The 22,717-nt window shown below is 55.7% G+C and carries 16 protein-coding genes and 1 pseudogene; 9 read left to right on the forward strand and 8 right to left on the reverse strand.

Features of this window, described 5'->3' with window-relative positions:
* Window positions 1–4: 4 nt before the first annotated feature.
* Entirely contained in the window at window positions 5–796 is a 792-nt protein-coding gene (locus tag B0G52_RS16675) for an FkbM family methyltransferase (protein ID WP_158223738.1), read from the reverse strand.
* Between the two features lie 232 nt (window positions 797–1,028).
* Here B0G52_RS16675 and B0G52_RS16680 point away from each other — a divergent pair, with 232 nt between their 5' ends.
* The 5 genes from B0G52_RS16680 to htpX all read left to right on the forward strand — a co-directional run bounded on the left by B0G52_RS16680 (window position 1,029) and on the right by htpX (window position 4,639).
* Window positions 1,029–1,667 (forward strand): TVP38/TMEM64 family protein, encoded by a 639-nt coding sequence (locus B0G52_RS16680; RefSeq protein WP_094046292.1) that lies wholly within the window; start codon window positions 1,029–1,031, stop codon window positions 1,665–1,667.
* Between the two features lie 99 nt (window positions 1,668–1,766).
* Window positions 1,767–2,264 carry a hypothetical protein gene (locus B0G52_RS16685; protein WP_094046294.1) on the forward strand — a complete coding sequence of 166 codons (498 nt, stop codon included), beginning with the start codon at window positions 1,767–1,769 and terminating at the stop codon, window positions 2,262–2,264.
* A gap of 124 nt (window positions 2,265–2,388) precedes the next feature.
* Complete coding sequence (locus tag B0G52_RS16690; RefSeq protein WP_094046296.1) at window positions 2,389–2,991, forward strand: Uma2 family endonuclease; 603 nt, start codon at window positions 2,389–2,391, stop codon at window positions 2,989–2,991.
* 58 nt (window positions 2,992–3,049) lie between these two features.
* Window positions 3,050–3,646, forward strand: a complete 597-nt coding sequence (locus tag B0G52_RS16695) for a Uma2 family endonuclease (protein ID WP_094046298.1) — start codon at window positions 3,050–3,052, stop codon at window positions 3,644–3,646.
* A gap of 93 nt (window positions 3,647–3,739) precedes the next feature.
* On the forward strand, window positions 3,740–4,639 hold the full coding sequence (gene htpX, locus B0G52_RS16700; RefSeq protein WP_094046300.1) for a protease HtpX: 900 nt from the start codon (window positions 3,740–3,742) through the stop codon (window positions 4,637–4,639).
* Window positions 4,640–4,906: 267 nt separating this feature from the next.
* On the opposite strand, the gene B0G52_RS16705 is transcribed toward htpX, so the two are convergent.
* The 3 genes from B0G52_RS16705 to B0G52_RS16715 all read right to left on the reverse strand — a co-directional run bounded on the left by B0G52_RS16705 (window position 4,907) and on the right by B0G52_RS16715 (window position 7,710).
* Window positions 4,907–6,007: a sn-glycerol-1-phosphate dehydrogenase gene (locus tag B0G52_RS16705; RefSeq protein ID WP_094046302.1), complete on the reverse strand. Its 1,101-nt coding sequence runs from the start codon at window positions 6,005–6,007 to the stop codon at window positions 4,907–4,909.
* Window positions 6,008–6,009: 2 nt separating this feature from the next.
* Window positions 6,010–6,813 (reverse strand): HAD-IIA family hydrolase, encoded by an 804-nt coding sequence (locus B0G52_RS16710; protein ID WP_094046304.1) that lies wholly within the window; start codon window positions 6,811–6,813, stop codon window positions 6,010–6,012.
* 132 nt (window positions 6,814–6,945) lie between these two features.
* Complete coding sequence (locus B0G52_RS16715) at window positions 6,946–7,710, reverse strand: DeoR/GlpR family DNA-binding transcription regulator (protein ID WP_094046306.1); 765 nt, start codon at window positions 7,708–7,710, stop codon at window positions 6,946–6,948.
* Window positions 7,711–7,930: 220 nt separating this feature from the next.
* On the opposite strand from B0G52_RS16715, the gene B0G52_RS16720 reads away from it, so the two are divergent.
* The 3 genes from B0G52_RS16720 to B0G52_RS16730 are packed head-to-tail and all read left to right on the forward strand — an operon-like array spanning window position 7,931 to window position 11,269.
* On the forward strand, window positions 7,931–8,923 hold the full coding sequence (locus B0G52_RS16720) for a LacI family DNA-binding transcriptional regulator (RefSeq protein WP_094046308.1): 993 nt from the start codon (window positions 7,931–7,933) through the stop codon (window positions 8,921–8,923).
* 20 nt (window positions 8,924–8,943) lie between these two features.
* Window positions 8,944–9,918 carry an N-acetylglucosamine kinase gene (locus tag B0G52_RS16725; RefSeq protein ID WP_094046310.1) on the forward strand — a complete coding sequence of 325 codons (975 nt, stop codon included), beginning with the start codon at window positions 8,944–8,946 and terminating at the stop codon, window positions 9,916–9,918.
* 43 nt (window positions 9,919–9,961) lie between these two features.
* Entirely contained in the window at window positions 9,962–11,269 is a 1,308-nt protein-coding gene (locus B0G52_RS16730; protein WP_094046312.1) for a 6-phospho-beta-glucosidase, read from the forward strand.
* A 57-nt stretch (window positions 11,270–11,326) separates the two neighbouring features.
* On the opposite strand, the gene B0G52_RS16735 is transcribed toward B0G52_RS16730, so the two are convergent.
* The gene (locus B0G52_RS16735) at window positions 11,327–12,733 is read right to left on the reverse strand and encodes a sensor histidine kinase (RefSeq protein ID WP_094046314.1); all 1,407 of its coding nucleotides are present in this window, start codon (window positions 12,731–12,733) and stop codon (window positions 11,327–11,329) included.
* Window positions 12,730–13,416: a response regulator transcription factor gene (locus B0G52_RS16740; protein ID WP_094046316.1), complete on the reverse strand. Its 687-nt coding sequence runs from the start codon at window positions 13,414–13,416 to the stop codon at window positions 12,730–12,732. The genes B0G52_RS16735 and B0G52_RS16740 overlap by 4 nt, the downstream gene beginning before the upstream one ends.
* 213 nt (window positions 13,417–13,629) lie before the next feature.
* On the opposite strand from B0G52_RS16740, the gene B0G52_RS16745 reads away from it, so the two are divergent.
* Entirely contained in the window at window positions 13,630–18,174 is a 4,545-nt protein-coding gene (locus B0G52_RS16745) for a X2-like carbohydrate binding domain-containing protein (RefSeq protein ID WP_158223739.1), read from the forward strand.
* A 151-nt stretch (window positions 18,175–18,325) separates the two neighbouring features.
* On the opposite strand, the gene B0G52_RS16750 is transcribed toward B0G52_RS16745, so the two are convergent.
* Both B0G52_RS16750 and B0G52_RS36640 read right to left on the reverse strand, forming a co-directional pair.
* On the reverse strand, window positions 18,326–22,168 hold the full coding sequence (locus B0G52_RS16750) for an OmpL47-type beta-barrel domain-containing protein (RefSeq protein WP_233162742.1): 3,843 nt from the start codon (window positions 22,166–22,168) through the stop codon (window positions 18,326–18,328).
* Window positions 22,169–22,498 (reverse strand): annotated as a pseudogene (locus B0G52_RS36640) (hypothetical protein); the annotation flags it as partial. It lies immediately after the preceding gene.
* Between the last annotated feature and the right edge of the window lie 219 nt (window positions 22,499–22,717).

A 22,717-nucleotide genomic window follows, 5' to 3' on the forward strand; every position in this document is an offset into this window, starting at 1 on the left:
TTTGTTAATCGTGCATCAATACGTACGGATAGCCTGTCATGGCGAGCAGATCTTCGAGTTCGACGGGTAAGGGAAAGCCGTCGGACGACAGCAGGGAGAAGCGCTTGCTGTAGTCGCGGCTGTATCGACGCAGCAGATCGCAGAACGGTTCCCAATCGTCGGCGAGCATGGAGCGGTTCAACTCGAAGACGAGGTGGCGGACCTTGTCGGGGAGAAGGCGCTCCATGCCTCTAAGCGCATGGTATTCGCCGCCTTCGATATCCATCTTGGCGAAGTCGATCGTCCCGAATTCGTCGACCCTGCTGTCCAGAGCTTCCGCGTCGACGACGATCTGCTTGAATTCGTCCGCATAGTGGCGGCGGTATTCCTCGGTAGGCTCGCGAATCGAGCTGTTGCCCATGTAGCGCAGCGAAGCGTTCAGCGTCAGCCGGGTTTCGGAGGAATAGGCGGCTTTGGCCAGCACGACGGTCCGGTCGTGAACGTAGTTGATCGACAGGTTATCGAACAGGAATCCGCGCAGCTCCGGATACGGCTCGTAAGCCCACAGCTTGCCTTCCGGGCCGATCAGCCTGCCGAGCAGCACCGAGAAATAGCCGATGTTGGCCCCGATATCGATCACCCGATGGCCGGGACGGACGTGATTAAGGAAGTAGTGCGTGAGCGGAAATTCCATTCCCCCGGAGAATACGAGCTCGGGCGTCAGGCTGAGATCGTTCGCGGGGAGCAGCAGTCTGCTGCCGTGACCGGTCAGGCAGAGCACCCTGTCCTGACCGATCGGGATGGCGTTCAAGCCCATTGGCATCGCTCCTTTTCCCATTAGCCTATGAAGGGGATTCGGCTCGAATGACTTGGCGAAGCCAGGGGATGACTTGACTTGGCAAGATCCGGGGACGACTGGGGGAGCTGAAAAAGGGAAGCGCGAAGTTGCGTGTATTGTCGGATTTGCGGGGAAGTACCGGGAAGTATTGGGAGCGGACAAGTGGTATAATAGGCACATTACTGCGAAGCGGAAAAGGTGTTGGCTCCGGATGAGTCTCGTATCGGATATTCTCTCCAACCTGACCGAGGAGAATTTGACCCACGTATTGGAACGGTACCGCGAGTTCGGACCTTTGCCAGGTATAGCGCTTACGTTCATGAAATCCTTCGTCCCGCCCCTGCCGACGCTGCTGATCGTCGGAGTGAACGCGGCCGTCTACGGCTTGTGGCTCGGCTTTCTGTATTCCTGGATCGGGATCGTCGGCGGCTGTCTCGTCACGTTCCTCGTCGTCCGCAAGGCGGCGGGGCATCCTTACTTCGTGCGCTTCGCGCGCAAGCCGAAGGTGGAGAAGAGCCTCGTCTGGATTCGCCGCAATGCGTTCAGCTACGTGTTTCTGCTCAGCATTTTTCCGGTCGGGCCGTTCGTCGTCATCAACATCGCCGCCGCGATCGCGCAGATGAGGCTTCGCTCGTTCTTCATCGCGATTCTGTTCGGCAAGGCGATCATGGTCATGTCGGTGTCGATCATCGGCCACGACTTCATGCGGTTCGTCGAACGTCCGATCGAGCTGATCTATGTCGTATTGTTCTTGGGGCTGTCCCTGTGGATCAGCAAAAAGATCGAGCGGCGGTTCACTCGGGACGACGCGGAGAAGCCGACGCTTTCCCGCGATCGCGCCGGGGTGTAGCCGGAGAGTACGGCGGCGTGACGCAGGCAAGGCTAATTTTGCTGAGGTGCGCCGAAGATAGATAGGACTATGAGCGCGAATAAGAAAGGGAGTTAAAGGATGTTGAGTTTCGAAGAAAAGCTCGCGATTATGCAGTCGTTCCCCGAACTGGAACGCAGAGACGTCTCCCTGGGGAGAGTAAACTTTCATTATGACGGCAGCTTGAGCGACAAGAAAAACGTCGGCTACCACTTCCATCCGAACGGCAACGGATACGTCTACGCAGCCGGAGTGGAAGGAGCGGAGACGGACGGAAAAGGCCTCGTGAACGTTCGCGACTACGAAGCCGAGCAGCTTCGTCAGCTCGTTGGGCAGGCCATCCGCTCGCTTGGCGGAGCTTCTGCGGGCGGCAAGTCGGCTGCGGGAACGGTACAGGACGGAGGCGCACGGACGAATGAAGAGAAGTGGCGCGACGGAGACGGCAACGAGCTGTCTCTGCAGTTCGAGGACGACACGTGGTACCTGTTCGCCGGCTTGAACCTGGAGATGGCGTTCGAAACTCGCGAAGAAGCCGAAGAGTACTTGGCGGCCGAGGGTTTCGTTATTGCAGGAAATTGACAGTTTGCCCAAACATGGGCATAATGAAAGACATAATGTCGAGGAAGCACCTCACAAAGATAAACACAGACGTGTTTCTTTGCTGAGGTGCTATTTCTGTTGAGCGAAGGGAGCTGGGACAAGCATGAAAAAGAAGACGTACGAGGAGTTAATCAAGGAGTCTCCCGTTACTTATGAGATGTACGCCGAGATGGTCGACGACGGCAACCGTTACGAGATTTCCGACGGCGTGCTGGAGCTGATGAGCCCGGCCCCGACAACGACGCATCAGTCATTTGTTAATGAGCTGCAGTATAAGTTTAATGTCAGTTGCCGCAATGAATACATTATCTATTCCTCGCCAATCGATGTCATTTTGTCCGCTACGGAAGTCCGGCAGCCGGATCTCGTTCTGATTCACCGCAGCAGAATGGATATTATTGAGGAAAGAGGCATTAACGGCGCTCCCGATCTGGTCGTCGAGATTACCTCCAAGCATTCGCGCAGACGGGACAAGGTGCAGAAACGAATCGCATATGCCAAATATGGCGTGCCTGAATATTGGATCATCGATCTCTCCAATTTTACATTGGAGCAATATGTGCTGGATGGAGAGCGGTATGAGTTGGCCGAAGTATACGCGGAAGACGAGACAATCCGTTCCAAGATAGTCACCTGCGCCGCGTTCAGCATGAATGAGCTTGTGCAGGGTCTGCCCGTGCCTGCGCGTCCGGACAAGACAGACTAAATTCAGACTTCCTGAGTCGGGGGGATTTCATTTTGAAGGGGAAGGAGACGGCATAAGCATGAAAAAGAGAACGTACGAGGAACTAATCAAGGAATCGCCCGTTACTTATGAGATGTACGCCGAGATGGTCGACGACGGCAACCGTTACGAGATTTCCGACGGCGTGCTGGAGCTGATGAGTCCGGCTCCGACGCCTACGCATCAGTCGGTCAGTCAGGAATTGCTCTTTTCGCTTAATGCCAGCTGCCGCAACGAATACATTATCTATTCCTCGCCAATCGATGTCATTTTGTCCGCTACGGAAGTCCGGCAGCCGGACCTCATCATGATACATCGCAGCAGAATGGACATTATTGGGGAACGAGGCATTAACGGCGCTCCCGATCTGGTCGTCGAGATTACCTCCAAGCATTCGCGCAGACGGGACAAGGTGCAGAAACGAATCGCGTATGCCAAATACGGCGTGTCGGAGTATTGGATCATTGATCTTGTTGGTTTTACTTTGGAGCAGTACGTGCTGGACGGAGAGCGGTATGAATTGGCCGAAGTATACGCAGAAGATGAGATCGTCCGTTCCAAGATAGTCACCTGCGCCGCGTTCAGCATGAACGAGATTGTGCAGAGCTTGCCTATTCATCCGGCTTTGCTTGACTGAAGGCTGGCAGGAATTTTCGGGGACAACGGTGAAACGTAATAAGAGGTTCATTCGTACATAAAGATTAATAAAATCTCATTCCATATGTGTTGAATGGAGATCAAGGAGGAACTCATGAAACGCATTCTGCTGTTTATTCTAACCAACTTGCTCGTGATGGTGACGATCGGCATCATCCTGTCTGTCTTCGGAGTCGGCTCGTATTTGAATGAGTCGGGCGGTATAGACTTCAGCGCGCTGCTCGTGTTCAGCGCCATTGTCGGCTTCACCGGAGCGTTCATCTCGCTCGCGATGTCCCGCTGGATGGCCAAGATGATGATGAAAGTCCAGGTGCTCAAGCCGGAGGCCAACCTGAGCTACGCCGAGCGCCAAATCGTCGATACGGTACATCGGCTGTCCCGCGCAGCGGGCTTGACGCATATGCCGGAAGTCGGCATCTACGAATCCCAGGAAGTGAACGCGTTCGCGACCGGCCCGTCCAAGAAACGTTCGCTCGTCGCCGTATCGACCGGACTGCTGAACGAGCTGGACGAGGACGCGGTGGAAGCGATCATCGCCCACGAAGTCGCGCACGTCGCCAACGGAGATATGGTGACGATGACGCTGCTCCAAGGGGTCGTCAACACGTTCGTCGTCTTTCTGTCGCGCATCGCCGCTTGGGCCGTATCCCGTCTCGTGAAGGAAGAGCTGGCCGGAATCGTTCATTTTATCGCCGTCATCGTGTTCCAGATCGCCTTCTCTATTCTCGGCAGCCTCGTCGTGCTGGCTTACTCCAGATACCGCGAATTCCATGCGGACGCGGGCGGCGCCCACCTGGCGGGCCGCGACAAGATGATCCATGCGCTGCGCGGGCTGAAAACCTACCAGGACCGCATGCGGGGCAGCGAGCAAAACGCGTTCTCCACGCTTCAGATCAGCGGCAAGAAGAGAAGCGCATTGTTCTCGACGCACCCGGATCTCGAGGAGAGAATCCGTCGTCTGCAAGCAGGCTGATATATTCGCTATCCTTATCTGAATCGTCTCCGACAAAGAGGCTGTCCTATAAGCGCTTTAAGTTGCTTTAAAAGATGATCGACGATACAGGTGCGAGGGGTATGTACCTCCTTCCGATGCTATACGCTCCTGAAACCTGAATGGGTAAACCCGTGATAAGGTGGTTTCAGGAGCGTAGGAGGCAGTCTCCAGGAGGTACATACCCTTCTTTGTCTATCGATCATCTCAAGCAACTCTGCTTTTGGGACAGCCTGTTTTGCGTTTTCACTAATGCGATTCGTTGTACGTTTTCAGCAGGGTGTGGCGGTTGGGGCGAATACGGTGGGCTTCGCGCGAGCTTCGCTCCAGCAGCTCCTGGCTGATGCCGAGCTCCTCCGGAGCGGTCGGCCCGCCGGCCAGCTTAAGCAATCTGCGGATCTCCTCGCCGCCAGGGATGCGGGAGATGGCTCTCGTCAGCGCCGCCCGATGCTCCTCCGGGAACAAAGCGGGTTTTTCCTCCGCAAGCTTGTGATACAGGTCCGAGACGATCGCGCAAGCGATGCCGACCTTGGCGCCGTGCAGCACCTGCTTGCGTCCGAGCCGCAGCAGCTCCATCTCCCAGTAATGGGACAGATGGTGCTCCGCTCCGGAAGCCGGATGGGACTGACCGAATTGCAGCATGGCGAAGCCGGATTCGACGAGCGCCCGCATCAGCGTCTCGACGCCTTGCGGCGTGCGGCGTCCGATCTCCTCGCTATGCGCAATGCACGACAGAAGCGCGCGTTCGGTCCGCTCGTACACCTCGCGCGAGAATGGCTCGCCGCCCGCGAGGCTGCCGAACGTCCAATCGAACAACGACGTGTATTTGCCCAGCATGTCTCCGAAGCCTGCGGCGATCATCGCGTCGGGGGCTTGCGTCAGAATGTCCAGGTCCGCGAATATGGCGGAAGGACCGATCGCGCCGATCGTCTTCTTCTCGCCGCGCAGAATGAGCGGAGCTCCGACGGAATTGAAGCCGTCGACGGAAGGGGCGGTCGGCACCGAGATGAACGGGATGCCGACGGCGTAAGCCGAGAAGCGCGCGATATCGTGCAGCGTTCCCGAGCCGACGGCGACAACGGCTTCCGCCGCTTCCTGACGCAGACTCAGAATCAACTGAACGATGGAGGCTTCGTCTGCGATCACGTCGCCTTGGCGATCGGGTTCGATCCTGGTCGTCCGAACCCGGATTCCTGTACGCCCGATCTCCTGCTCCAGCCGTTCTCCCGCCACTTTATACGTAATTTCGTCGGCCGCGATGGCCACATGCCGATAGCCTTGCTCTTTCAGATAAGGGGCGACTTCTCCGAGCGCTCCTGCCTCAATTTTTACCGGTCCGTTAAATGTCATAGTTAAGCCCCCTCTCCCGATTGAAGCAACGGCTGAATGTCCGAGATCGAGTTCCAGATGAAATCAGGGCGCTCCTCCGCGGTTTCCGCGCGTTCGCGCGTCGTCGATCCGCTGAGCACGAGCGCCGTGCGGATGCCGGCTCGCTTGCCCAGCGCGACGTCGGAATGAAGGCTGTCCCCGATGACGAGACAGCGTTCCGGGGGCAGTCCCAACGAACGAAGAGCCGCATTGGCCATATAAGCCGAAGGCTTGCCGACGACGACGGACACCTCCGCACCCGTCGTATGGACGATCGCGGCGATGGTGGCGCCGACGTCTATGCACTCGCCTCCGTCTCCCGGGAACGTCTTGTCCTCGTTGGTGACGATCAGCTTGGCGCCGTTGCGAGCCGCCCGGAAAGCGGAGTTCAGCTCCGCGTAGGTAAGCGACTCGTGCAGCGTAATGACGAGCCAATCGGCCTCCTCGGGCTTGGAGGCGAGCTTGACGCCGTGGCTCTTCAATTCTTCGTGAAGTCCTTCGTCTCCGAACAGCCAAGCTTTGCTGTCCGGCTCGTTCTCGAGCAAATAAGAGGCGGTGACGGTGGAGGTCAGAATAATCTCCTCCGCCGCTGCCGGAATGCCCATCGCCTCCAGCTTCTCCTGGCACATTCTGCGGGAGTAGTTGCCGCGGTTGCTCAGGAATACGACTTTTTTGCCGGCGGCGCGAATGCGGGCCATTGTTTCCTGGGCGCCTTCAATCGCTTGCGAGCCGAGGTAGATGGTGCCGTCCAGGTCGATAATCAATCCGTCGATTGCGTCCAACGTCATGCTGCGGTGTCCCCCTAAATCGCGAATTCTCTCCTTCTTATTGTCCTGTCGTTTGCTTGCGAATGTCAACGATTGAGTGCATTTATCGGCGTTCGCATTCGCTTGTATATGAACGTTCGTTTAATGGCGATTTCAATCGGCTATGAGCACTTCCTTGCGTTGGCATTGCTTCAGGAAGGCGGAGTCAGCCTTCCTGTCCGTAATGAGCGCATGGATTTCTTCGAAAGCAACCGAGGAGGCAATCGATCTTCTCCCGAGCTTGGTGTGATCGACCAGCGCGATCGTCTGACGGGCGTTGCCGGCCATCAGCTTCTTGAGCTCGGCTTCGTACAGGCTGAAGTCCGTCATGCCCTCCTGGATGCTGAAGCCCTCGGCCGAAGTGAAGAACAGGTCGGCGTGAATGCCGCTCAGAATATCTTTCCCCAGCACGCCCTCCACCGTCTTGGAGCCGACGCGCAGCACGCCTCCGACGAGAATGACGTTGTTGCGCGGGTTCTGGTTCAGCGTCATCGCCGTCTCCAGACCGTTCGTCACAACCGTCAAATAGTTGTGGCCGGTCAGGCTCTTGGCCAGCTCCAGCACGGTCGAGCTGGCATCCAGAATGATGCATTGGCCGTCGCTTACGAGCTCGGCCGCTTTGCTGCCAATGGCCTGCTTCTCTTCGAAGTTGAGCTGGCTGCGGGAAGGGTCCCGCGAATCTCTCGCGAAAGCTTGCTGCTTCAGCGGAATCGCTCCTCCGTGAGTACGCTCCAGCAGCCCCTCGTCCTCCAAAATCCGCAGATCGATCCGCAGCGTTCCCTCCGAGACGTTGAACATGCGCGCCAGATCTTTGACGAGCACCTGCTTGTCCTGCTGCAGCAGCTCCAGAATTTTATCTCTTCTATGCGAAGCGAACATCGCTTTCCCTCCCATGCGTTTGTTTTCATTGTAGAAGAAACGAATGCAAACGACAACAAACGAAGGAGGAACGCGACGGAAAATCCGCTTGTCATTTTTCGTCCCGGTGACCTATAATAAAGACAAAAGTTTAATCGCTTTAATTTTTAGTTAAAGCGCATTAACTTATCGAAACGAAACATCCGCAGGTCATTTTTCATCGCACAGGAGAATCGAATTTATGAAGATCAGCATTTTCGATGTCGCCAAGAAATCGGGATTGTCGGTCGTAACCGTGTCGCGTGTGCTTAACAACTCGAGCTCGGTACGGCAGAAGAACAAGGAAAAAGTGCTGAAAGCGATGAAGGAGCTCAACTACCAGCCGAACGCTGCGGCTCGCAGTCTGGCTCGCGGCAAGACGGGAATCATCGGATTGACGTTGACTACGCTGGACGATTCTTTCCTCGATGCGGTCGTGAAGGAGACGAACGAGCGGCTGGGCGAGCACGGTTATCTGCTGGCGCTCTCGATTGCGCGAAGCTTCGAGGACGCGTTCCGGCGCTCCTTGTTTCAAGAAGACCGGGTGGACGGCGTCATTTTGCTGTCTCCTACGGATGAAGACGAATTTATTATGGAGCTCAAGAATAAGAAAATACCGCTCGTTCTCGTAGACAATTCGAAAAGCCATCCCTCCGTATCCTCGGTAATCGTAGACAACTTCAAGGGCGGGTACGAGGTCGGAAAGCATTTGATCGAGCTGGGGCACACCGACATTGCCCATATCGCGGGGCCCGATCCGTTCCTGAGCAGCCGCGAGCGCGAGCGCGGGTTTCTGACGGCGCTGGAGGAGGCGGGACTCAAGCCTCGCTGCATCGAGCGGGGGACGTTCAGCATGTCGTCGGGATACGAGATCGCGACGCGATGGATCGATGCGGGCGAGCTTCCGTCGGCTTTGTTCGCCGCCGACGACTATATCGCGCTGGGCGTCATCGACGCCTGCCTGAATCGCGGAGTCCGTATTCCGGAACAGTTGTCCATCGTCGGGTTCGACGATCAGAAGTTCGCGTCGGAGTTCCGGCCGAAGCTGACGACGGTTCGTCAACCGGCGGACAAAATCGGCGCGGCCGGAGTGGAGCTGCTGCTGGAGGCGATGAACGATCCCGCGAAGCGCCAGACGACGGTGACGATCGAGCCGACGCTCATCGTGAGGGAATCTACGGCTAGGAAAAAATAAGGCTGGGGGGAGAGAGGGCAATGAAATATTATTTGGGAGTCGACGGCGGAGGGAGCAAGACCTACACGCTGATCGTCGATGAACAAGGCAATATCGTTGGAAAAGGAAGCAGCGGCAACGGCAATCATCAGATCGATTACGAGGCGGCGAAGGCCAACATCCGCGAATCGGTCGAGGCGGCGCTGGCTCAGGCCGGGTTGACCCGGGAGCAGATCGAGTTCGCCTACTTCGGCTTGGCGGGCGCGGACAGGGAAATCGATTATCGGATTTTGCGGCCGATGATCGCAGAGCTCGGGTTTCCGCGGCACGAAATCAATTGCGATACGATGATCGCGCTTCGGGCAGGAACGGACCGTCCTTACGGCGTCGTGCTGATCTGCGGCACGGGCTCCAACAGCGCGGGGGTCAGTCCGGAGGGACAGTTTTTCCAATGCGGGGGCTTTACCTATCTGTACGGCGACTTCGGAGGAGGGGGCACGCTGTGCGTAGAGGCGTTCCGCTCCGTCATTCGCGCCTGGGATGGCCGCGAGCGTCCGACGCTGCTGACGCGGCTGGTGCTCGAAGACCTCGGTTACGGCAGCGTTCAGCAGATGTTCGACGATTATTTGGACCATAACAAGGTGCCTCCGCTTCGCCTCGCCAAGCTGCTGTTTACGGCGGCTAAGGAAGGGGACGAGGTAGCTGCGGACATTTTGCGCAGACAAGGAATCGAGCTCGGCAAGTCGGCCAAGGCGGTTATCCGGCGTCTGGTGATGGAGAGCCTGACGTTCGACGTCGTTCTTGCGGGCAGCATCGTGACTCGCGGCGAAGGAGATTTCGTGCACCGATATATCCGCGAAGCCGTCGGGGATATCGCGCCCGCCGCGCGCGTCGTCACGCTGGAGGTCGAACCGGTCGTCGGGGCGGTATGGCTGGCCGTGGAGGCGACGGGCGCCGAGCTGCCTCCGGCCATTTACGAAAGTTTGCGCGGGGTGGCGGAATTCAGCCTCGCTTAAATAGATCAAGCATCGCGACTATCCAACAAGGAGAGGAAACGACATGGCGAACAAACAAGGCTTAAAGATCGCGGTTATCGGCGGGGGCTCTTCCTACACGCCGGAGATTGTGGAAGGCTTCATTAAAAACTACGAGCAGCTGCCTATCCGCGAGCTGTGGCTGGTCGATATCGAGGAGGGCCGCCATAAGCTGGAGATCGTCGGCGAGCTGGCGAAGAGAATGGTAGCCAAGTCCGGGCTGCCGATGGAAGTTCATCTGACGCTGAACCGCCGGCAGGCGATCGAAGGCGCCGATTTCGTCTCGACGCAGATGCGCGTAGGGCTGCTCGAAGCGAGGAAGTGGGATGAACACATCCCGAACAAGTACGGCGTGATCGGGCAGGAGACGACCGGCCCGGGAGGCATGATGAAGGCGCTCCGTACGATCCCGGTGCTGCTCGACATCTGCAAGGACATCGAGGAGCTGGCCCCGAACGCCTGGCTGCTGAACTTCACGAATCCGGCCGGCATGGTCACCGAGGCGATCTCTCGTCACTCCAAGGTGAAGAGCATCGGGCTCTGCAACGCGCCGATCGGACTGCACAAATGGCTGAGCAAGAAGTACGAAACGACGCCGGATCATCTGTATACCGAATTCGTCGGCCTCAACCACTTGCACTGGGTGACGCGTATTGAAGTCAATGGCGAAGACAAGCTGACGGAACTGCTCGACAAGCGCGAGGAGTATTCCGGCAAGAACGTGCCCGCGACGGAGTGGGATCTCGACTTCCTTCGCGGCCTCGGCGGTTTCCCTTCGTACTATTTGAAATATTTCTACTTGACCGACGTCATGCTGGAGGAGCAGCTCGAATCGCTGAAGGCGAAAGGAACGCGCGCGGAAGTCGTAAAGCGGGTCGAAGACGAGCTGTTCGAGCTGTACAAGGATCCGAACCTGGAAGAGAAGCCGAAGCAGCTGGAGCAGCGCGGCGGAGCGTATTACTCGGAGGCCGCGGTTAACCTGATGGTCTCCCTGTACAACGACAGACGGGACATTCAGACGCTGAACGTGACCAACGGCAAGACGCTGGACTTCTTGCCGGAGGATGCGGCCATTGAAGTCAACTGCGTCGTAACCGGCAAAGGCCCGATCGCGCTTCCCGTTACGAAGGTGCCGGAGCAGGCCAAAGGATTGATCCACGCAGTCAAGTCGTACGAGAGATTGACGATCCAGGCCGCGATCACCGGCGACCGGGAAATCGCGCTTCAAGCGATGGCCTCCCATCCTCTCGTTCCGTCCGTCAAAGTCGCCAAGGTGCTGCTGGACGAAATGCTGGAGCAGAACAAGCCGTATTTGCCCCGGTTTTTCCGGTAAACCGACAAGGAGTTGCCCAGCATTGGGGCAACTCCTTTAGTTTGCGTCTGCATATCGTCATGTCCGCGGCAGCGTGATCCGAAACGTCGTTTCCACGCCTGGGATACTGCTCATCTCTATCCTTCCCTGGTGAGCCTCGACGATATCTTTGACAATGGCCAATCCGATCCCTAACCCTTCTCCTTTTCTTCCCCCGTCCACACGGTAGAAGCGTTCGAAGATCCGCGCATGATGCTCTGGAGGAATCCCTTTGCCCTTATCTTTCACGATCAAATTCACGGCTTGTTCGTCCGCCGTTAACTGGATGCCGAGATAGCGTCCTTCGTTGCCGTAACGGACCGCATTATCGAGGAGATTGCGCAGCGCCCGCTCGATCAGAGGAGCGTCGACAGCAATCTGAATATCCTCGTCAGGCATCTCGACATCGAACTGAATCTGATCGCCGTCGAGGATCATGATATATTCAACAGCGATTTTACGAACGACTTCCGATAGATTATGATCCGCTAATCGAATGGTCAGATCGTCCGAATCCTGACGGGAGATGTCCAGCATCTGATCCAGCAGCTTGTCCATATACCTGCAGCGTTGAAGAATGATTTTGGCTCTGCCTTGCAGCTCTTGTTGATCCTTGTAATTGCCGGTGCGTATCATTTCGGCGCAGCCGAGCATCGTCGTCAGAGGCGTGCGCAGATCGTGCGACAGATTGGACAGCAGGAGCTTGCGCTTGTTCTCGAACTGCTGAATTTCCGCGAATTGGGAGCGGATCCGAAGCGCCATGGAATTATAGTGCTGCGTAAGCTGGCCCAACTCGTCTTTGGATCTATCGACCAGTTCGACATGAGGGGAATCGCTCTGGATGTTCAATTGATTCAGGGCATGATTGAGTTTGCGGATTCTTTTATTAATAGAAGAAAACAACCATATAGCCAGTAAAAAAGGCAGCGAAAACGAGAGAATAATCGGAACGACGAGCGTTAACAACGATTTATACGTACGGACCATAAAATACACTTCGCCTTGCTTCATCTCGGAAGCCGGAATGCTGAGGAGCAAGAAGTACGACTGCCCGTCTCTCGCTGCCGGAGTAAGAATATGAACATCGTCATCCGTCAAAAATCTCTGGGGCATTTGCTGCATCAGCATGGCCAAGTCTTTGAAGGATAAGTTCGGATTGAGCCCCGACGTATCGTAGAGAGACTGTCCTTGATCGTTTAGCCACAACCATCGAATAGCGGGATGCTCCACATGCGCGTTATCCAAAGTTCGTTTCAGCGCATCCTCTCCGAACTCAGGTTGTTCCTCGATCGAATCCACGATAGATTGCGCCAGCGGATTCAGTTGGAACAGCGTGTAGCCCTTATTCGCGGCTTTCCCGATCCAGACCGAACTGTAGCCGAACAGAACCATACTCATTGCGGTACTCACGACAAGCAGCAGCCATAGCTTAGTGCGCAGCTTCATATTCCTGCCCCCGTCAACCGGTAACCTACGCCGCGAACCGTTTGTATTTCCCAGGAGGATTCGGCCCGTTCCAACTGTTTGCGCAACCGACTGATATATACGCTTAAGTTGTTGTCGTCATATCGTTCGTGCAACCAGACCTGTTGATAGATTTCGAGCTTTGTCATGACACGGTCGGGATTTTGCATGAAGAACTGCATCATACCGCACTCTACCATCGTTAAGGAAACCTTCTCGTCTTTGATGAGCAGGGTATAGTTATCGACATCCAGAACCATAGGGCTCAATCGAATGAGCGTAGAGGATCGGCTGGCTGCCGGGTATCGTCTGCGCAATACGGCCCGGATGCGGGCGATTAATTCCATTGGACTAAACGGTTTCGTCATGTAATCGTCTGCTCCAAGTCCAAGTGTGTCGATCTTGTCCTGTTCCTGCCTTCTTGCGCTTACCACGATCGTCAAGGTGTCTAATCCGCGATTGTGCAAGTAGCGCAGCACCTCGAATCCGTCGCGGTCATCCATCATGAGATCAAGTATGATAACGTCCACCTGCTCGGATTCCAGCCGCTCAATCGCTTGTCGTCCTGATTCAGCTTCAATTGCACGCATGCCGGCTTGTTCGATATGAGTGCGGATCACTTCGCGGATTTGCGGATCGTCATCCACTACGAGTATTTGTTCCATTGTATAGTCGCCACCGTCCAGAAATTTGAGTTAGCTTGATCATAGCACGATTTTTCGGGGATTTGTTTTTCTGGGAACGGGGGGATGATATCTTTTAAGATTTCATTAAGATTTCCGGGGAGGAACTGTTGATATAATTCACTCTATATGGAAGTTGCCGCGAATCTACATCATTCTACGCTAATACCTTGTGCAGGAAAGGAGCTAGGCTATATGGAACGCTTACGTAAGCATAAAAGAACGAATATAAAGTGGATCAACATATGGATGGCTGTCATTCTGGGGTGGCTGTGCGCTGTCCCTATTGCGAATCCGGCAGATGCGGCTTTGCCCGCTGCGGTTAAAGTGACTCAGATCGCAGCCGCTGAGAATAATTCCATCGCTTTAAAATCGGACGGCACCGTCATCGTATGGGGAACCCAGGTCGACGGTTGGGCCAAGCCTCCTGCGGGGCTGAAGGACGTGGTCGAAGTTTATGCGAAGGACACCATCTTGATGGCTCGCAAATCAAACGGCACGGTTGTGGTGTGGGGAGGCAACGACGCAGGCGAGACCAATGTCCCTCCCGGTCTGAACAGGGTCATCTCCATGGCGGCGGCAGGCAATCACACCTTGACGGTCAGGGAAACGTCGATTCTGCCGGGCGCTGGCGAGGTAATCGGATGGGGGCTTAATGGCAATGGACAATCGACGATCCCGGATGCGGCGAAAAGCAGCGTTACTAAAGTAGCCGCAGGCACTTATTATTCGATGGCTTTGAAATATAACGGCACGGTCGTCGATTGGGGAACGAACGGATCGGGGGCGACGAGTATGCCTGCCGGTTTGTCCGGTGTGGTTGCGATTGATGCCGGATACATGTATGCCTTGGCGTTAAAGTCGAACGGCACGGTTGTCGCTTGGGGGAAGGAATATAACGGGAACGGGATAATCAACGTACCTGCAGGACTGAACGATGTCGTTGCGATATCGGCCAATCGTGAGCACGCCTTGGCGTTGAAACGGAATGGCACGGTTGTCGGTTGGGGGGATAACAGGAATGGAAAAGCAACACCCCCTGTCGGACTGAACGACGTAGTTGCGATATCGGCGGGTGTCAACCATTCCCTGGCATTGAAGAGCGACGGAACCGTCGTCAGTTGGGGCTCGCAAACCTCTGTGCCGGGCAACAACGAATTAATCGGCTTGACGGTTGCGGAAGGCGCGCCTTCCCAGACATTTTCTCCATCAGTGACTTCCTATCACTATGACATTGCCCCAGGGGTGTCGAGCGTTCATATCAAGGCGGATTTGAGAGATTCCACTTATTCCGCACTCTATATTAATGATCAACTGCAACCAAGCGGCCAGACGGTCGCTGTTACGGTTCCGCCTACCGGAGCCGTGATCAAGGTTCGCGTGGAACCGTATATGAAGGCGCCCAAGACGTATACGCTAACGGTATCTCGCGATCGGGAGCCGCCTGTTATCCACTTTGACCCTGATGGCAGCGCTGTGCCGTTAAGAACGATTACGACCGCTGTTCAGGTCACGGATGCGACGAGCGGTATCGATGCGTCTACGCTGGAATATGTTTGGTCGCAATTGCCGTCGGCTCCCTCTGGCGGATGGGCCGGTTTCTCTCTCCTTCCAGCCACGCAACTCGCGCAATTTACGCACACCGGCGCGGATGGGAACTGGTATTTGCACGTCCGGGCCAGAGATTATGCAGGGAATTCGGCGAGCAAAACTTCAGCGCCATTCTTGATTGATAACTCGCCGCCCGTGGTCAGCGTGACGATGAAGACGGAGGACGACAATGCCGTTTATCCGGAGAATACGTGGACAGGCAAGAACGTGGTTATAACCGCCGCAGCGACAGATTCGCTAAGCGGCATCGCAACCTTTAAGTATACGCTTGACGGGGGCAAGACATGGACGGATTATTCTGATCTTGATCCGGTCACTCTGACCGAATCCGGGGTTCATACGATCATTTTCCAAGCGAGCGATGCAATCGGCAATGTGAAACTCGAGAGTCGCACTGTAAACATCAGCAAGGGGAACTTCAAGCTGACGCCCACGATGAATAAGGTAAATCCGGATGGATCGGATGGCGACGCCTATAAGAGCGGGGAATGGACGAATGGAAGCGTTAAGGTGCGCGCTACGGCAGAAGCTCTGGAAAACGGCCCTCCCATTATCAAGTGGTCGTTGAACGGAGATCCGGAATTGAATTTTGGTGCGGATGCCACGTTCTTCCAATCAGGAATGAACACGGTCGTGTTCAGGGTGATAGATTCGCTTGATAATAGCTTAAGCATCCCGCTTGCGATCAATATCGATAAGACGCCGCCAACGGTTGCCTTCAGTCCGGATGGTAACGGAACATCTGCGCGGGCAGCTTCGGTAACGGCAACGGTCTATGACGCTGGCGGCAGCGGTCTGGTGAACGCTACGCTGGAATATGTATGGACGCAAAGCAACACGACTAAACCAACGGATGGTTGGCAGTTGTTGAGTAATGGCAGTGAGCTAAAGAAAGACGGTGTGGACGGAGAATGGTATTTGCATGTTCAAGGGAAGGATGCGGCGGGCAATGAGGTTCACGCGGTATCCGAGCGCTTCGTGCTGGATAATTCGGCGCTGAACAGCACGATCAGCCCGAGTACAGCCGATTTCGATAAAAATACGACTGCGCAAACGGATATCGCAATAACGCTGTCGCTGAACGGCAATACCTTAACCGGCATTCGCAATGGATCAGAGGAGCTTGTGCGAAACACCGACTACACGGTCTTGGGAAACACGGTGATGATCTCCAAAAGCTATCTGGCGACACAGCCGATCGGCACAACCAGCTTGATATTCTCGTTTAATGCGGGAGCGGATCAGGCACTGACGATTACGGTCAACGATACGACCGTTATTCCCGACGAGAATTCACCGATTATCAGCTCGGCAACGATCAGTCCGAAAGCTGTAAGATACGATCTGGATTTCCCCGGCGATATAAGCGCCAAAATTACTTGGAACAGTGCAACTAGCGTAACGAATGTGGTCTATGGCCATGTGCTGCTGGCAACGACTGCCGACTATAGTGTGAGTGGAGATGTGCTGACCATCAAAGACAGCTATCTTGCGGCGCAGAGTTTCAGCGAAGGGGACGAAGTGCGCTTTACGATTTTCTTCGATCAAGGAAATTCTGCCGAGCTTACTCTGGATGTCGTAAGGAATTACACGCCCGGAAGCAACGCCGACCTGAGTATTCTGACTGTAGGCGGCAGCAGGATAACCGATTTTGCCCCTGATGTGCTTACCTATCACGTAGAACTGCCTTATGGTACTCTGCCCGGCAGTATGGCGGCAACAGTAGGCGCAGACGCAGACGATAGAAAGGCTGGCGTAACCATCACGCAAGCGGCGTCCCTGCCCGGAAGCGCAACGGTGCAGGTTACTGCCGAGGATGAGGTAACCTTCAAGGACTATACCATCAGCTTTACGCTGGCTGATGCCGCGCCGACGCCGGGAACAGGAACCGGCACGGGCGGCGGTGGCGGCTCAGTACCGACTGTGACGAAGCCGGAGATCGATCTGAACGGCAAGCCGTTTGACCCGACCGGCATCGACACGTCCAAACCGTCGGTGACGCTGGAAGTGGAGCCGAGGGACGGATTGGCCTATGCCAGCATACCCGTAAGCTTGTTGGCAAGCTTCGCGGATCAGAACGCCTCCTTCATCATTGAGATCAAGACGCCTTACGGGAGCTATCAAATTCCGGTTAATCTCTCGTCGCTCATACCGGGATTGAAGGAACTGCTGGCGAAGAACAACCTCACAGTCGAAGAGGTTAGCTTCAAGATCAGCTTGACGGATAAGTCCGGCGACGCGGCACTGCAAGCTGCGTTGGCGAGCAAGTTGCCGAATGGCAAAGCGTTGGGCGCGATGGTCGATTACCATCTGGAGATCGTGAATACGAAGACGGGCCAGGCGGTCGGCACAGCGGATCAATTCTCGCAGGCGATTACCCGTATTATCCCGATGCCTCAGAATGTGACAGCCATGCCGGAGCAATGGGGCGCATTTCGTTACAACGGGACGACGAAGAAATTTGAGTTTGTCCCTGCCAAAGCTGTGAAGCTGGATGGCGTGTGGTACGCACTGATCAGATCTTATTCCAATAGCACCTATGTGGTTGCGGAAAATGCCGTGAGCTTTGCCGATGTGCAGGAGAAGCATTGGGCGAAGTCGTATGTGGAGCTGGCGGCGGCCAAGGGGCTTGTCGAAGGCGTGGGCGGCGAACGTTATGATCCGGGCAAGGCGGTGACGAGAGCGGAGTTTACCGTCATGCTCGTTCGAGCGCTGGGACGCGGCGGTGCATCGGCCAATGGCAGCACCGCCTCCTATAGCGATGTTGGAGCTGGTACTTGGTACTCAAGCGCTGTGGCGAAAGCGAAGGCGCTTGGGTTGCTGGACTTCGCTAAGGGCGGCAGCTTCAAGCCCAATCAGGCGCTGACCCGCGAGGAGATGGCGAGCATGCTGGCGGCGGTGATCCGGCTGGAGCAGCCGACGATAACTTCAAACGGAGGGAGTCTGGGGAATTACAGAGATATCGGAAGCTTGGACACGTCCGATCTGGAGAATATTCGCTTGGTAACAAAGCTTCAGATTATGAACGGAACGAGCAAGACGATGTTCAGTCCTAATGGCGTAACGACACGCGCGCAGGCGGCGGCCGTATTCGTTCGTACGCTGCAGGCGCTGGGCATGATCGACTGAATAATCTATTGAAGCAATAAGAGGGTTGCCCTGAAAGCTGTGACAGACCAGCTTCAGGGCAACCCTCTTCCTGTTCGCTATTTCCTCGTGCGGTTGCGAGGAACGTGACGAATTGCAGCTCATTCGATTTGCGGTCTGTTCGTGCGCTGCTTTAATCGATCGAGCCAAGTGCTTTCAGTATTCGAATGAATACAGTTGCCGCCTGCGCGCGTGTCGTAGCGCCCTTGGGGCTAAACGTTGTTTCGCTGGTCCCCGTCATAATGCGAAGTTTCGTCATCAAATGAATGTTCTGCAGATCGGGCGCGCTCACGCTTCCGATATCCTTGAATCCTTGCAGGCTCGTATCGCTCGCGTTTTGCGCCATCGTCGGCTTCTCCAGCCGGATCGCCGCAGTCAGCATACTCGCCATCTCCTCGCGAGTCAGCGGCTGATTCGGTTTGAAGCTGTCCCCCTTAGCGAAGTCCAGCAATCCAAGCGCTTTAGCTTCCGCCACAGCGTCCGCGTACCAAGCGCCGGCTCCAATGTCGCGATAAGGCACATTGCCGCCAGCCGATGTCGCGCCGTCGTTGGCCGATGCGCCGCCGCGGCCGAGCGCACGAACGAGCATCACGGTAAACTCCGCTCTCGTCACAGACTTGCCAGGGTCGTACCGTCCGCCTCCCACCCCTTCGACAAGTCCTTTGGCTGCGGCCAGTTCAACGAACGGCTGCGCCCAACCTTTTTGTACATCGGCGAAGCTCACGGCATTTTCCGCTGCAACGTATACGCTGTTAGAATACGAGCTGATCGTTACATACCCGACGCCTTCGATCCGCTCCATCCGAGCGGGGACAAATTCGAATTTCTGCGTCTTGTCGTTGTAGCGGAATGCACCCCACTGCTGCGGCATCGTTGTCACGTTCCTCGGCAGCGGAATCAGCCGGGTCAGCGCTTTGCTGAACTGATTCGCCGTCCCGATCGTCGCGCCTGTCTTCGTATTCACGATCTCCAGATGATAATCGACGATCGCGCCGATTATTTTGCCCTTCGGCAACCCATTCGCCAATGCAGCTTGCAGCGTCTTATCGCCGGACTTGTCGGTTAAGGTGATCTTGAAGCTGATATCCTCAGCCTGGAGATGATTTGCAGCCAGCCAGCTTGCCAGCTCCGGGATAAGCGACGCCAGATTAACCGGAATGCGATAGCTTCCGTAAGGCGTCTTGATCTCGATGTAGAAGGCGGCGTTCTTGTCCGCAAGGCTTGTCATTACATTGAGCGGTATACTCGCATAAGCGGTTCCGTTTTTGGGTTCGATTTCGAGCGTGACAGACGGCTTGGAGATGTCGATATCGGCCGGGTCAAACGGCTCTCCGTTCAGATCGATCAGCAGATTCGTCGCGATCGGCTCCGGCGTCGAACCGCCTCCACCGCCCGGTGGCGAAACGACCCTCACCGTACGTACCGTCTCTGCCGCCGTATTGCCCGCAAAGTCGCGTACGTTATATTGCAAGCTATAGGTGCCGACCGTATTCGTATTCACCGCTCCGGTCACCGCCACCTCAGTCGCAACTCCCGAGCCCCCGGCATCGGTCGCCGTCGCTCCTGCTTCGACGTAGGCTCTGCCTTGTGTCAGATTCATGCTGGACGAACCGTTAAGCGTAATCACCGGGGCTGTCCTATCGATGTTCACCGAACGTTGTTCAATCGCTTCATGGCCTAACGCATCGACAGCTTTGAACGTCGCAACATGGGCGCCTTCCTCTTGCAGCACGAGGGGAGCCGTATAGTCCTCCCATGTCGCGCCGCCGTCGAGAGAATAAGAGAGCGATTGGACACCGCTGCTCGCGTCCGTTGCTATCGCGGCAATCGCTACGTCTTGGTTCGTCCAATTGCTGTCCGCATAGGGTTCGCCAGCCGCTGTCGACATGATCAGGTCGATCGATGGCCTCGTATTATCCAAGCGGAAGCGGTTTGACACCGCCGCTGCAGCAGTCAACGCATTGCCGGCCCGATCCTGCGCTTGCAGATGCAAGTACCAGTCTCCATCTCCATCGGCTTTGATCAACTCGGCTCCGTTATCGAACGGGGTCCAACCCGCTGTCGGAGCCGTCGCCTCTGTCGTCCAGGCATATTTCAGCGCAGCATCGACAATATCGCTGCCGCCGGTGTCGTTGATCGTGACAACGGTTCTGGCTATTTGCGACCACGCTTCCCGGCCGTTCTCACTCCAATCGGCGGTAGGGGCGGTCTTGTCGATGTTCACCGCCAGCGGAGCGCTCAAGCTGTTGCCCGCATGATCCGTCAGCTTGAACGCGATCGTGTGCATACCTGACGCGGCAAACGGAATCAGGCTCTCATTCGAGTAGTTTTGCTCCGCCGCGCCATCAAGCGCATACGTCAAGGCCAGCAGGCCGCTAACTCCCCATTCGGCTTTGGCGCTCACATGGACATCGCTGTTCGTCCATTCTCCGCTCATATAGTCGCTGCCATCCGCCGCCTTCTTCATTGTCGGCGTCAACTCCAACCCGCTCTTGCTGATCTGGGCAGTACGAGATACGGTGTTTTCATTTCCAACCGCATCTAGTGCCTTGATTTTCACGTTATAGACACCGTCCCCCTGCAACTGGAAAGGAACGGTGTACGGATACCACGCCGTGCCGCCATTGGTCGAATACGTAACCGAAGTCACACTGGTGGCGTCCGTCACTGCAGCAGATACGATCACATTCTGATTCGTCCAGTTACTTTCCGAATAGGGGGTATCGTCCGCCTTCTTCATCGTGATATCGATCGCCGGCGGCGTGTTGTCGAGCAGGAACGAACTGGAGGTGACTGTTCTCGAGTTACCCGCGAGATCCTTGGCTCGAACGTGCAAGTACCAATACCCGTCCCCGTCGGATTTCACAATTGGAGCGGACATATCCTGCGAAGGAAGGAGCGAGAAGTCCGTCCATTCGGATGCCGCTGCGGGAGCGGAAGTGGATTGAGACCAGACATATTGCAGCGAGGCGGTATCCAATCCGCTTTCTGAATCGCTGACTGTAACGAAATTGACTCCAATCGTTCTTGAGGGTTCGTCGCTGCCGTTCGCGGAAAACTGGATACTCGGCAAAGTGGAGTCTCTCCATACGGTTATCGTGTAGGTTTTGGCCGGCAGAAAGTAGGGTTCTACGCGAACTCTGACAGTGGTTGAGGAGTCTGGCATAACGATCGTTGCCGGGCTGCCGCTGGTCTGCAACTGGTCGTTGATATACAGCGCTTGATAGGAACTGCTGGATAGCGTAGCGGTTAGGCGGAAGCCAGTGACCGATGCTCCGACGTACTGGGTATAGGAGGTTCCGGATGAAGTGAACGACGGGGACAGCATGCCCTCATCCACGGTCAGTCCGTTCAGGTTCGCGCTGCCCGGAACGTCAAAATAATTGTTTGTTCCGCCCCACTTCACCAGGGTGCCGTCCGATTTTAACGCCAAGCTGTGGCTGCGTCCCCCTGCAACAGAGGTCACTTGGGTTAGACCTGCAGGGACATCCGCTTGACCTAGTCTGTTATCCCCCCAAGCGACGACGGTGCCATCCGATTTCAAGGCAAGGGATGTGTTATCGCCAGCAGCGATTGCGATGACATCGGTTAACCCTGCTGGCACAGTCGCTTGCCCATCGCCGTTCACCCCCCAGGCGACGACGGTACCATCTTCCTTCAGGGCTAAGGAATGAGCGTCGGACGAAGCGATCGCGATGACATTCGTCGCCTCCACCGGAACGTTCAGATTGCCGTAAGGATCATTCCCCCAACCGACGATGCTTCCGTTCCTCTTCAGAGCTAAGGAATGGCCGAGACCGGTGGCAATGGCAACGACATCGGTCAAATCTGCGGGTAAATTCGTTATTACGTTATGGGCGTCGCGTCCCCAAGAGACGACTGTGCCGTCCGCTCTCAGGGCTAAGGAATGGTCATTGGCTGCGGCAATGGCGATGACATTCGTCGCTTCCGCCGGAATGCTGCGTTGACCATACATATTATCTCCCCAACCTACGACGTTGCCATTTCCCTGTAAGGCTAGAACATGACTCTTGCCTATCGCTACAGATACGACATCGGTCAGTCCCGCCGGAATGTTCCTTTGCTGATTGAGATTTCCCCAAATTGCGAGGGTGCCGTCTGTTTTTATGGCCACGACAACGTCTTCTCTTACATATATGGCCTTCGTCTTGATTGGATCAATCGGCGCCGCGGAGGCTGATTCTGCGGGAATAAGGGCGGATACGGCACATGACCATAATAGTAGAAGGGTCATTCCTATCTTGATCCGCTTCGACATCCTGCGCTTGATCGTTCGTTCCATCATCAGACTTCCTTTCCGGAAAATAGCTTCTCTATCAGACAATTATATTAACCGTTCCGTCCTAACACCCTTAATAGAATCTTAAAGGATCTGAGGAAGCGATTCGTTGGTGCCAAGGTTGAACGATCGACGAATCTTTTAAGATTTCATTAAGAATATCGATTATCTCCCAATGCTATATTCGTTCCTAGAAGCGATTAATAGGAATGGGAAGGAAAGAAT

Source organism: Cohnella sp. SGD-V74, assembly GCF_003001675.1.
GTDB lineage: Bacteria > Bacillota > Bacilli > Paenibacillales > Paenibacillaceae > Cohnella.

What these genes read in the sequence shown, in the direction of transcription:
- B0G52_RS16675 (WP_158223738.1), bottom strand. Translation starts at nt 796, where the DNA reads ATGGGCTTGAACGCCATCCCGATCGGTCAGGACAGGGTGCTCTGCCTG.
- B0G52_RS16680 (WP_094046292.1), top strand. Translation starts at nt 1,029, where the DNA reads ATGAGTCTCGTATCGGATATTCTCTCCAACCTGACCGAGGAGAATTTG.
- B0G52_RS16685 (WP_094046294.1), top strand. Translation starts at nt 1,767, where the DNA reads ATGTTGAGTTTCGAAGAAAAGCTCGCGATTATGCAGTCGTTCCCCGAA.
- B0G52_RS16690 (WP_094046296.1), top strand. Translation starts at nt 2,389, where the DNA reads ATGAAAAAGAAGACGTACGAGGAGTTAATCAAGGAGTCTCCCGTTACT.
- B0G52_RS16695 (WP_094046298.1), top strand. Translation starts at nt 3,050, where the DNA reads ATGAAAAAGAGAACGTACGAGGAACTAATCAAGGAATCGCCCGTTACT.
- htpX (WP_094046300.1), top strand. Translation starts at nt 3,740, where the DNA reads ATGGAGATCAAGGAGGAACTCATGAAACGCATTCTGCTGTTTATTCTA.
- B0G52_RS16705 (WP_094046302.1), bottom strand. Translation starts at nt 6,007, where the DNA reads ATGACATTTAACGGACCGGTAAAAATTGAGGCAGGAGCGCTCGGAGAA.
- B0G52_RS16710 (WP_094046304.1), bottom strand. Translation starts at nt 6,813, where the DNA reads ATGACGTTGGACGCAATCGACGGATTGATTATCGACCTGGACGGCACC.
- B0G52_RS16715 (WP_094046306.1), bottom strand. Translation starts at nt 7,710, where the DNA reads ATGTTCGCTTCGCATAGAAGAGATAAAATTCTGGAGCTGCTGCAGCAG.
- B0G52_RS16720 (WP_094046308.1), top strand. Translation starts at nt 7,931, where the DNA reads ATGAAGATCAGCATTTTCGATGTCGCCAAGAAATCGGGATTGTCGGTC.
- B0G52_RS16725 (WP_094046310.1), top strand. Translation starts at nt 8,944, where the DNA reads ATGAAATATTATTTGGGAGTCGACGGCGGAGGGAGCAAGACCTACACG.
- B0G52_RS16730 (WP_094046312.1), top strand. Translation starts at nt 9,962, where the DNA reads ATGGCGAACAAACAAGGCTTAAAGATCGCGGTTATCGGCGGGGGCTCT.
- B0G52_RS16735 (WP_094046314.1), bottom strand. Translation starts at nt 12,733, where the DNA reads ATGAAGCTGCGCACTAAGCTATGGCTGCTGCTTGTCGTGAGTACCGCA.
- B0G52_RS16740 (WP_094046316.1), bottom strand. Translation starts at nt 13,416, where the DNA reads ATGGAACAAATACTCGTAGTGGATGACGATCCGCAAATCCGCGAAGTG.
- B0G52_RS16745 (WP_158223739.1), top strand. Translation starts at nt 13,630, where the DNA reads ATGGAACGCTTACGTAAGCATAAAAGAACGAATATAAAGTGGATCAAC.
- B0G52_RS16750 (WP_233162742.1), bottom strand. Translation starts at nt 22,168, where the DNA reads ATGTATGGTCAACGCAGCATTCCGGCGGAAGCGACGAATGTCATCGCC.